This is a genomic window from Mesorhizobium sp., assembly GCF_024509055.1.
Classification (GTDB): Bacteria; Pseudomonadota; Alphaproteobacteria; order Rhizobiales; family Rhizobiaceae; genus Mesorhizobium.
In genome coordinates, this window is record NZ_JANINM010000512.1 from 1 (window position 1) to 10,539 (window position 10,539).

10 protein-coding genes are annotated in these 10,539 nt (G+C 68.2%); 3 read left to right on the forward strand and 7 right to left on the reverse strand.

The window, feature by feature from the left end; translation table 11 throughout:
* Both Q0L57_RS30170 and Q0L57_RS30175 read left to right on the forward strand, forming a co-directional pair.
* A partial coding sequence (locus Q0L57_RS30170) for a M20/M25/M40 family metallo-hydrolase (RefSeq protein ID WP_296746743.1) occupies positions 1-347 on the forward strand: 347 nt, incomplete at its 5' end.
* A gap of 12 nt (positions 348-359) precedes the next feature.
* Positions 360-1,535, forward strand: a complete 1,176-nt coding sequence (locus tag Q0L57_RS30175; protein WP_296746744.1) for a M20 aminoacylase family protein — start codon at positions 360-362, stop codon at positions 1,533-1,535.
* Between the two features lie 209 nt (positions 1,536-1,744).
* Here Q0L57_RS30175 and fahA read toward each other — a convergent pair whose 3' ends face one another.
* The 7 genes from fahA to Q0L57_RS30210 are packed head-to-tail and all read right to left on the reverse strand — an operon-like array spanning position 1,745 to position 7,917.
* Positions 1,745-3,037 (reverse strand): fumarylacetoacetase, encoded by a 1,293-nt coding sequence (gene fahA / locus Q0L57_RS30180; protein WP_296746745.1) that lies wholly within the window; start codon positions 3,035-3,037, stop codon positions 1,745-1,747.
* Positions 3,027-3,854, reverse strand: a complete 828-nt coding sequence (locus Q0L57_RS30185; RefSeq protein ID WP_296746746.1) for a cyclase family protein — start codon at positions 3,852-3,854, stop codon at positions 3,027-3,029. The genes fahA and Q0L57_RS30185 overlap by 11 nt, the downstream gene beginning before the upstream one ends.
* 8 nt (positions 3,855-3,862) lie before the next feature.
* Positions 3,863-4,657: an ABC transporter permease gene (locus Q0L57_RS30190; protein WP_296746747.1), complete on the reverse strand. Its 795-nt coding sequence runs from the start codon at positions 4,655-4,657 to the stop codon at positions 3,863-3,865.
* Positions 4,654-5,400: an ABC transporter permease gene (locus Q0L57_RS30195; protein WP_296746748.1), complete on the reverse strand. Its 747-nt coding sequence runs from the start codon at positions 5,398-5,400 to the stop codon at positions 4,654-4,656. The genes Q0L57_RS30190 and Q0L57_RS30195 overlap by 4 nt, the downstream gene beginning before the upstream one ends.
* Positions 5,397-6,206, reverse strand: a complete 810-nt coding sequence (locus Q0L57_RS30200) for an ABC transporter ATP-binding protein (RefSeq protein ID WP_296746749.1) — start codon at positions 6,204-6,206, stop codon at positions 5,397-5,399. The genes Q0L57_RS30195 and Q0L57_RS30200 overlap by 4 nt, the downstream gene beginning before the upstream one ends.
* A 7-nt stretch (positions 6,207-6,213) precedes the next feature.
* Entirely contained in the window at positions 6,214-7,185 is a 972-nt protein-coding gene (locus Q0L57_RS30205; RefSeq protein ID WP_296746750.1) for an ABC transporter substrate-binding protein, read from the reverse strand.
* Positions 7,186-7,206: 21 nt separating this feature from the next.
* The gene (locus Q0L57_RS30210) at positions 7,207-7,917 is read right to left on the reverse strand and encodes a TetR/AcrR family transcriptional regulator (RefSeq protein WP_296746751.1); all 711 of its coding nucleotides are present in this window, start codon (positions 7,915-7,917) and stop codon (positions 7,207-7,209) included.
* Between the two features lie 196 nt (positions 7,918-8,113).
* Between Q0L57_RS30210 and Q0L57_RS30215 the strand changes: the two genes are divergently transcribed.
* On the forward strand, positions 8,114-10,210 hold the full coding sequence (locus Q0L57_RS30215) for an EAL domain-containing protein (RefSeq protein ID WP_296746752.1): 2,097 nt from the start codon (positions 8,114-8,116) through the stop codon (positions 10,208-10,210).
* The last annotated feature ends 329 nt before the right edge of the window (positions 10,211-10,539 follow it).

Consider the following 10,539-nt stretch of genomic DNA (forward strand, 5'->3'; position numbering starts at 1 on the left):
GCCAGGAGGAGGTCGCGCTCGCCGCCTTCCTCGACGGGCTCGCGGCAAGCGCCGGCGTCACGATCAGGGCCGAGCGCCTTGTGCGCTTCGAGCCGGTCACCTTCGACGCCGGCATCGTCGCGCTGATCGAAGAGGGCGCGCGGGCCAACAGGCTCTCCTGCCGGCGCATGACCTCCGGCGCCGGTCACGACGCGCAGATGATTGCGCGCATCGCGCCTTCTGCCATGATCTTCGTGCCGAGCCGGGGTGGCATCAGCCACAACCCGACAGAGTTCACCGCCGCCGGCGAGCTTGTCGCCGGTGCCAACATCCTGCTCGGCGTCGCCGCCCGGCTGGCGGCGGAGTGAGGGAGGGGAGCGATGACCGACCTGGAGGCACTTCAGCGCGAGATGACGGCGTGGCGGCATGACCTCCACGCCCATCCCGAATTCGGCTTCGAGGAGAAACGCACCTCGGCCTTCGTCGCGGAAAAACTCCGCGCCTTCGGACTGGAGGTTGCCGAGGGCATTGGAGGCACCGGCGTCGTCGGCACGCTGAAGCGCGGCAGCGGCAACCGGGCGATTGCGCTCCGCGCCGACATGGATGCGCTGCGCATCGCCGAACAGGGCACGGCCGCCTACCGCTCGCGAACCCCCGGCACCATGCATGCCTGCGGCCATGACGGCCACACCGCGATGCTGCTTGGAGCCGCCAGGCTGTTGGCCGAAGAAGGCGGCTTCGACGGCACGGTGCGCTTCATCTTCCAGCCGGCCGAGGAATGGGGCAGGGGCGCGCTCGCCATGCTGAAGGACGGCCTGCTCGAACGCTTCCCCTTCGAGGAGATATTCGGCCTGCACAACATGCCCGGCCTGCCCATCGGCCATTTCGAAACCCGAGCCGGGCCGGTCATGTCGGCGGAGGACAATTTCGAGATCGTGCTGAAGGGTCTCGGCGGCCACGCCGCGCGTCCGCATTCCGGCCGCGAGACGCTGGTCGCCGCCTGCGCGCTGGTCGTCAACCTGCAGACCATCGTTTCGCGCAGGCTGAGCCCCGCCGATATCGGCGTGGTCTCGGTGACGGAACTCATCACCGACGGCACCCGCAACGCGCTGCCGGGGCTTGCCCGCATCCTCGGCGACTGCCGCAGTTTTCGCCCTGAGGTGAGCGCCACGATCGAAGCGGAGATGCGCCGCATCGCCGAGGGCATGGCGCAGGCCTATGACGTTGCGGCCGAAGTGACTTACACGCGCGAGTTCGTGCCCTTGATCAACGACGCCGCGCTTGTCGAGGAGGCGCTTGCGGCGGCCAGGACTGTGCTGGCCCACGGTGCTGTTCACGTCGCTGCCGACGACGCTGTTCGCGTCGCGGCCGAGCCGATGACGGCCTCGGAGGATTTCGCCCGCTTCCTCGACCATGTGCCCGGATGCTTCGTCTTCATGGGCAATGGCGCCTCCGCGCCGCTGCACAACCCGGCTTATGATTTCAACGATGAAGGCCTGCTCCAGGGCGCCCGATTCCACGCGGCGGTGGTGAGACGGCGGCTGGCTGTGGGGTGAGGGATAACTCCTTCCGGCGGCGCGAGGCACCCCCCTCTGCCCTGCCGGACATCTCCCCCTCAAGGGGGGAGATTGGCTGTTTCGTTCGCCGCGCCTCTCTTGCAACGTTGGTGATTGGCGAAGCCCGCCAAGAGATTGATCTCCCCCCTTGAGGGGGAGATGCCCGGCAGGGCAGAGGGGGGTGCCTCGCGCCAGCCTTTCCGCCAAAATCACCCCGCCGGCAGCACCATCCCCCGGCATTCGCCGAAGCCGATGCGAACAAAGCCCGGGCGTTCGCAATGGCCGCGCAGGATCAGCGTGTCGCCGTCCTCCAGGAAGCGGCGGCTGCCGCCCTCCTTGAGCGGGAAGGGGCGCTTGCCGCCTTCGCTGGTCTCCACCATTGAGCCCTTCTCGCCGTCCTTGTCGCCGGACTGCGTGCCGGTGCCCATGAGGTCGCCAGGGCGCAGGTTGCAGCCATTGCTGGTGTGATGCGCGACCAGCTGCGCCGGCCCCCAGAACGCGTCGCGATAGTTCGACCGGCTGATGCGCGTCGCGCCGCCTTCGGCGGGTTCGAGCCAGGCTTCCAGCTCGATGTCCAGCGCCAGCTCGGCATCGGCGCGCGCCGGCTTCAGATAGGCGAAGCTCTCCGGGTCGCCTTCGCCGCGCTGCAGCGGGGCGCGGAACGGCGCCAGCGCCTCCATCGTCACCACCCAGGGCGAGATCGTGGTGAGGAAATTCTTCGCCAGGAACGGCCCGAGCGGCATCGCCTCCCAAGCCTGGATGTCGCGCGCCGACCAGTCGTTGAGCAGGCAGACGCCGAACAGATGGCTCTCCGCCTCGTCGATCGGGATCGATGTGCCGCGCCGGTTGCCGGGGCCGACGAAGATGCCGAGCTCGACCTCGTGGTCGAGCCATTGCGCCGGGCCGAAGCGGATTTCCGTCTCGCCGGGAATGCGCGTCTGACCGACGGGGCGCCGCAGCGGCGCGCCGCTGACCTCGATCGACGAGGAGCGGCCGTGATAGGCCATCGGCAGCCATTTGAAGTTCGGCAGCGGCGGCGCGCCGGGCGGCGCCAGCACCTTGCCGGCATTGATCATGTGGTGCCAGGAGGTGAAGAAGTCGGTGAAGTCGCCGATCGTCGCCGGTAGGCCGAACTCGGCCTCGGCCTGCGGCACTAGGCAGGCCGCGAGCTTTTCGCGGGCCTCGGCGCCGTCGCGCAGCGCGCGCGAAAGCGCAAGCCGCAGGGCAGACCATGCGGCCGGTCCGGCCGCCATCAGCTCGTTGAGCGTGGCGCCGGCCGCGAGTCTTGCGGCGTCTTCAGCCGCGCCATTGAACACGCCGGCCGCCAGAGCAGCGCGCAGATCGAGGATATCGTCGCCGATCGCCACGCCGCCCCGAAACTCTGCCTCGCCGCGCCGACGAAAGACGCCATGCGGCAGGTTCTGGATGGGGAAATCCGAGCCCGCCGCGTTGGCCGACTGGACCCAGCTGCGCAGCTTCGGATCATGCGTCTCATTGAGCATTGGCTGCCTCCTTGCACGACGTGGCCGAGCGCGCCGTCAGCGCGTCGTCGAAGATCGCCACCGCCCGCGTCCAGGCGGCGGAAGCGGCGCGGATCTTCACCGGAAAGCAGCTGACCATGAAGCCGCTTGAAGGCAGCTGCTCCAGATTGTGCAGCTTCTCGATATGGCAGTAACCGATGTCGCGGCTCGCCTTGTGGCCTTCCCAGATCAGCGAGGCGTCGCCCGTCTCGGCATATTTGCGGGCGGTATGGGGAAACGGCGCGTCCCAGCTCCACGCGTCGGTGCCGGCCACGCGGACGCCGCGCTCCAAGAGGTGCAGCGTCGCGGCGCGCCCCATGCCGCAGCCGGCGCCGAGATAGGCAGCCGTGCCGAAGGCGGCGCCGGCGCGGGTGTTGACGAGCACGATCTCCAGCGGCCGCAATTCATGGCCGATGCGCGTAAGCTCGGCGTCGATGTCATGCGGCTGCACGACATAGCCGTCGGGCAGATGGCGGAAGTCGAGCTTGACGCCCGGCTGGAAGCACCAGTCGAGATCGACCTCGTCGATGGCGATGGCGCGCGCGCCGCCGTCCATGGTCGAGGCGAAATGATAGGGCGCGTCGATATGGGTGCCGTTATGGGTGTTGAGATGGATCTCCTCCACCGCCCAGGCCTCGCCCGCCGGCAGGTCCTCGCGGCGCAGCCCCGGGAAGAACCGCGCCAGGTCCTGGAAACTCTCCTGGTGGTCGATGTAGCGGATCTTCGGGCCGATGCCGGGAGGGTCGGACGGGACGTCGTTTTCGAGCGGCACGGAAATGTCGATCAGGCGGCGGGTCATGGGAAGCCTCAGCGGAAATCTTGCCAGGAGAGCGCGCTGCGCTCGACCGCGGCGAGCAGCGCATTGCCGCAAAGGCCGATCAGGCCGAGCAGCATCACGCCTGCGAACAGGTCGGCGGAATGGAATGATCGCGCGGCGAACAGGATGGCGCGGCCCAGCCCCTGCTGCGAGGTCAGCATCTCGCCGACGATCGCCAGGATCAGCGAGACGGTGAGCGCAAGCCGCATGCCGGCCAACGCGTCCGGCAGGGCATTCGGCAAGCCGATCTTCCAGATGAAGGAAGCGCGCGACAGGCGCAGCGCCTGCCCGACCTCGACCAGGCGCGGCTCGATGCTGGCAAAGCCGTGGATGGTGGCGAGAAGCACTGGCCAGAGCGAGCCGAAGGCGATGACGGCGAGCACCATCTTGGGCGTGAAGCCGAACAGGCCGATGAACACCGGCACCATCGAGGACGCCGGCAGCGGCCGCAGCACTTCCAGCGTCGGCATCAGCCAGGCGCGCAGCGTGGCCGAAACGCCCACCAGCGCGCCGAGCGCGACGCCGATAAGGCAGGCGAGCAGCCAGCCATAGGTCATGCGCTCGATGGTGGCGAGCGTGAGCGGGCCGAGATTGCCGCGCGTCAGCCCGTCGGCCAGCGCCTGCGCCGCCGCGACCGGCGACGGCAGGAAGACATGCGAAACGAGCCCCGAGACGGTGACCGCCTGCCAGAGGCAGAGCAGGGCGGCGACGACGCCCAACGAGCTCAGCGGCAGTGAGCTTAGCCGAAGCGAGCTCAAACGAAGCGAAACGGCCCGGGCGGTCATGCGACGCTCCCGTAATGCGCGAACAGCTTGCGCTGCAGCTGCAGCAGGCCGGCGCTGATGCCCCAGCCGAGGAGGCCGGTCCATGCCAGAAGGGCAAACAGGTTTTCCGGATGCAGCGTCTGCTGCGCCAGGATCATGCCGTAACCCAACCCTTGCGGATTGGCGGCGATCTCCACCGTGACGGCGACGACCAGCGCGATGCCGATGCACAGGCGGAACGCGACGAAGATGCGCGGCAGCGCGGCCGGCACGACAAGCTTGGCGACGCTTGCCAGCGGCGACAGCCGCAGCACTCGCGCCACCTCGAACAGACGCGGCTCGACCTGTGCGACGGCGGTGCGCGTCAGGATCAGCATTGGCCACAGACAGGTGAACGCGACGATGGCGATTTCGAGCCGCCAGCCGAAACCGAAGATCAGCAGCGCGATCGGGACCATGGCGACCGACGGCACCGGGCGGAGCAGCTCGACGCTGAGCGTTGCCGCCTCCGCGACGCCGCGCGACAGCCCGAACCAGAGGCCGAGCGCAAGGCCGAAGCCGCCGCCGAGCGCCGCGCCCAGCATCGCGGCGCCGAGCGTCTGACCGGTCGCCGTCCACAGCGTGCCGTCGGCGGCGAGCCTCAGGAACGCCTGGCCGGCGGCGCTGGGCGCCGCCAGCGCATAGCTCTGCACGCCGTGCATGGCGAACTCGGCCGCGCCGAGGAGCACGAGCGGCACCACCCAGCCGCGCCACGCGCCGGTCATGGCTGCGTCTCCTGGATGAAGGAGAAGGCGGCCCGGCGCAGTTCGAGGAAGCGCGGCTGCTCGCGCGTCGAGAGCTGGTCGCGGGGCCTCGGCAGGTTGACGTCGAAGCTCTTTGCCACGCTGGACTGATCGGGCGCGGGACCGGTGCGCAGCGCCACGATGCGGTCGCCGAGATAGATCGCCTCGTCGAGATCGTGGGTGATGAACAGCACCGAGGTGCCGCTCTCGATCACCAGCCGCAGCATCTCGTCCTGCAGGCCCTGGCGGGTCATGGCGTCGAGCGCGCCGAACGGCTCGTCCATCAGGAGCAGCCTCGGCTCCTGCGCCAGCGCGCGGGCGATCTGCACCCGCTGCTGCATGCCGCCGGAAAGCTGCCCCGGATATTTGTCGGCATGCGCCGAGAGGCCGACTTTGCGCAGCAGCGCCTCGATGCGGCTTGCCCGCTCGTTGCGGCCGATGCCGGCCGCTTCGAGCGCCAGGCTGACATTGCCCGCCACCGTGCGCCACGGCAGCAATGCCCGCGCATAGTCCTGGAAGACGATGGCGACGTCGGCGGCCGGTCCCAAGACCGGCTCGCCATTGCGCATGACCGTGCCTTCGCTGGGCTTCAGCAGGCCGGTCAGCAGGCGAAGCAGCGTGGTCTTACCGCAGCCCGAAGGGCCGATGACGCAGACCACCTCGCGCCGACCGATCTCGAGGTCGAGCCGGTTGAGCACGCGGCGGGCGCCGAAATCGAGCGCCACGCCCTGGAAACTGGCCAGCGGCGGTTCCCGCACGGCCTGCACGACGTTGAGCACCGCCGCCATCGCTGCCTCACGCGATAAGGTGGGCGAGATCGGGCGCCTTCGACAGGTAGCCCTGATCGACCAGCGCGTCGGCCCAGAACTTCAGATGCGCCGTGGTCAGCGTCGATTGCAGGTCGGGGAAGGGGATGGCGGCCAGCACCTCCGGCGGCACCTTGAAATAGACGCCCATCGCTTCCCGCGCCGCCTTCTGGTCCGTTCCGGCGAAGGCGACGGCGTCGGCGAGCGCGGCGCGGAACGAGGCCACCACTTCCGCATTCTCTCCCGCCCATTTGCGGTCGGCGACATAGACATCCGCCGCCATGCCGTTCGGGAAGCTTTCGGCGAAGCCCGGAATGACGACGCCCGTGCCCTTGGCCACCATCATCTTGACGAAGGCATTGATGGTGACGACCGCGTCGACATTGCCCGCCGCCAGCACTTCCGGCAATTGCGGGAAGGGGATTTCGACGAAATCGACCTTGGAGGTGTCGACGCCCTGGCCCCTGAGCCAGGCCACGCACATGATGTGCAGCGCGCCGGTGAGGCCGGGCACGCCAAAACGCTTGCCGGCGAGGTCGGTGGGCTTGGCGATGCCGGTCTTGGCGCCGGCGACGACGCCGACCGCCTCATCCGCGCCGCGATGGCCGGCGCTGGCGGCGATGCCGACAAGGTCGACGCCGCTGTCGACGGCGGTGAGGAACACAGACGGCGTGGTGCCGCCGATCTCCAGCGACTTCGACACGATGGTGGCCGGAACGTTGGAGGTCAGCGTGATCGTCTGCAGGCTGACATCCAGCCCATGCTTTTCGAAGAAGCCCTTTTCCTTGGCGATGTAGGTGGCGCCGAACTCCGGTCCCTCGGTGTAGCCGACGATCAGCTTGGTCGCCGCGCCGGCGCGCCCGACGGGCAGCACCGGCAGGATCGCCGCGCCCGCGGCAAGCGCGCCGAGGCGCATCAGGCCACGCCGCGAGATTGCAAAATGGTTCGAGAATTCAGTCATTTCAGTCCTCCCTTTTATATTTTACTTGGTCTTGCCCGGCAGCGCGCCACGGAACCCCGATGCGATGAAGCGCAGGAGCAGCGTCCTTGCTTCCGGGTCGTCGACGCCGATCTCGCCGCGCGCCAGCCGCGCGGCTCGCTCGCCCGAAAGCAGGAAATGCAGCATCGCGCCGATCGCGAACTGGTAGCACCAGGCCACCTGGCCGCGGCTCGCGCCCGGGCAGGCGGCAAGCAGCGCGTCGATGAAGGCGTGGGCCATCGGATCGAAGAACTTGCGCTCCAGCCGGTCGGCGTCCGGCGCAGGCGCGGCAAGGTCGCGCGCGGCCATCACCGCGAAATACTGGCCCTGCGGGCTGGCATGCATGGCGAGCACCGGCCCGACGAACGCCTCGACGATCTTCTCGATCGCATCGCCGCCCCCGGTCAGAACCGTCTTGAGACTCGCCAGGCGCTGGTCGATCGAGCCTTGCCAGGATTCGAAGATCGCTTCGTAGAGCTCATTTTTGGAGCCGTAATAATAGCCGACCAGGGCCAGCTGCACGCCGGCCTCGGCGGCGATCTGGCGGATCGAGACGGCGTGGAACCCGTGCAGCGCGAACAGCTTTTCCGCGGCGAGCAGGATGTTGAGCCGCCGGTCGGGCTGCGGCGGGCGCTGGGCCTTGCGGCCGACGGCCGTGTTGCGGGCCGGCAGGTCTTCCACGGGCAGCGCTCCGGATGCGGCGGATTTCGCCATGGCGGCAGCTCTCTTGATCGCGTGTATCAATGTTTGAACGTTTGTATAAATTAGATATACGACCGATCAACAAGGGGAGTCAAGAGGCGCCGGCTAATCTCACCCTGAAGGGGCGATCAGCTCCGCTGTCCCCCGGTAACCCTTTCTTGTCTGGTTTCGTGCAGTATTGGCCGGACGGGGTGGACAAAAACAAAGCATGGCCGACGACAAGATACTCAAGGGCGAGTTCTGGGCATTGGCGCTCGACCGGGCTCATCTCGGCCTTTGGGACTGGAATCTGTCGACCGGCGATTGCTACTATTCACCCACCTGGGCGAAGATGCTGGGCTACGCCGAGGGCGAGCTCGCCAATACGTCCGACCTCTGGTTGAAACTCACCCATCCCGACGATCGCGAACGCGCGCAGCAGAGCGGCGACCGCCACATCGCCGGCCTCACCTCTTCGATCGAGACCGAGCTGCGCCTGAAGCACAAGGACGGCCATTGGGTCTGGGTGCTCGACCGCGGCGGCATCGTCGAGCGCGACGCCGAGGGCAGGCCGCTGAGGCTTATGGGGGTGCAGACCGACATCACCCGGCAGAAGGAAGCCGAGGCCGAGCTGGCGCAGGTCAACATCCGCATCCGCCTGGCGCTCGCCGCCAGCGGCACCGGCATCTGGCACTTCGATATCGGCACCCAGAAGAGCTATTGGGACGCCCGCACGCGCGAGATATTCGGCCTAGTCAGCGACACCGACGAGGTGACGGCGGGCCTCTGGCACACCTATCTCCATCCCGACGACAAGGAGGCCACGGAGCGGGCGCACCTGCCGCCGCCGGACTCGCAAGGGGTCACGGCCTCGCAATACCGCATCATCCGCCGCGACGGCGAGATCCGCCATGTCGAATCGCTGGTGCGCTTCATCGCCGGCGTCGGCTCGGCCGGCCAGATACTCGGCACGGTGCGCGACATCACGCAGGAAAAGAAGCATGCGGCAGAACTGGCATTCGCCGCGCATCACGACGCGCTGACCGGCCTGCTCAACCGCGCCGCCTTCGATCAACTGCTCGCCGAACACATCGGCAATGCCGGGCGGTTGCCGCTCGCGGTCTTCTATGTCGACCTCGATTACTTCAAGGCGCTCAACGACTATGCCGGGCACGCCGCCGGCGACCTCGCGCTGAAGAGCGTGGCGGCCGGCATCCTGGCCTGCCTGCCGGCGTCGGCGCATGCGGCGCGCCTCGGCGGCGACGAGTTCGCCGTGCTGGTGCCCAATTGCGACGATGCCTGCGCCGAGACGCTGGCGCGCGCGGTGCTGGTGGCCGTGCGCAATGCCGATTTCGGCTCCGGCGTCGGCTCGCGCCGGCTGGCGGCCAGCGTCGGCATCGCCTTCGTGCACGACAGCACCATGACGGTCGCCGATGCGCTGGCCTGCGCCGACGACGCCTGCTACGCGGCCAAGGCCGGCGGGCGCGACCGCTTCGCCGTGTTCTCGGCCGAGACGGTTTCCGGCGGCGGCGTCCTCAACGCCGCGCGGCTCGCCGCCAAGCTGGTCGACGCCATGGAGGACGGCAGGCTCAAGCTCTACGGCCAGGAGATCCACCGGCTTGGCTGGCCCTGGGAAGACAGCCGCCATGTCGAGGTGCTGGCGCGGCTCGAAGGTCGCAGCGGCCGCATGATCCCGCCCGGACAGTTCATGCCGGTTGCCGAACGTTTCGGCCTTGCCTCCCGGCTCGACCGCTGGATCGTCAGCACGGCGCTGGCGCGCCATGGCGAGGCGATGCGCTCCGGCGCCATCTCGCTCGACTTCAACCTGTCGGCACAGACGTTGTCGGACCCGCAGCTATGGGACTTCGTCGACGCCGCGATCGCCGAAAGCGGCGCGCCGCCTTCCGCCATCGGCTTCGAGATCACCGAGACCGCCGCCGTCACCAATTTCGACGCCGCCGAACAGTTCGTGCGCCTGGCGCGCGAGCGGCATTGCCGCGTCAGCCTCGACGATTTCGGCGCCGGCATGAGCTCTTTCGAATATCTGCGGCGCTTCCCCATCGACGCCATCAAGATCGACGGCTCCTTCGTCGAGCACATCACGACCAGCCATTTCGACCGCGAGATCGTTGCTGCCATCGCCAGGATCGCCCGCAGCGTCGGCGCCGCCGTGGTGGCCGAGAAGGTCGAGGAAAAGAGCGCGCTGGACATCCTGCAGGGCATGGGCGTGGCCTACGGCCAGGGCTATTTCCTGCACCGCCCCGAGCCGCTGGAGGCGATCGTCGCAAGGGCGACCGGCACCGTGGCGCACAAGCGGGTGGGCTAGGTCGAGATTAGGCGGGGCTTGCCCCGACCAGGTTGCGCGCCCGGCTGGCGGGGCTGCATCATTTCGGCAGGATGCAATCTTCGGCTGGAGTCACGGCATGGATCCTAGGGTCTGCGCGCGTCGCTTCGCTCCTTGCTCCGCCCTAGGATGACGACGAGATGGGCGTTCTCGCTTAATCGCTAACGCTTCATCTTACTGTTGATGTTCGCAACCCGGGCAACGTCTGCATAGTGGTGCAAGAAACTCTCCTCTGTGATTGGATTGCTACACCTCTATCTTCGTCATCCTAGGGCGGAGCAAGGAGCGAAGCGACGCGCGCAGACCCTAGG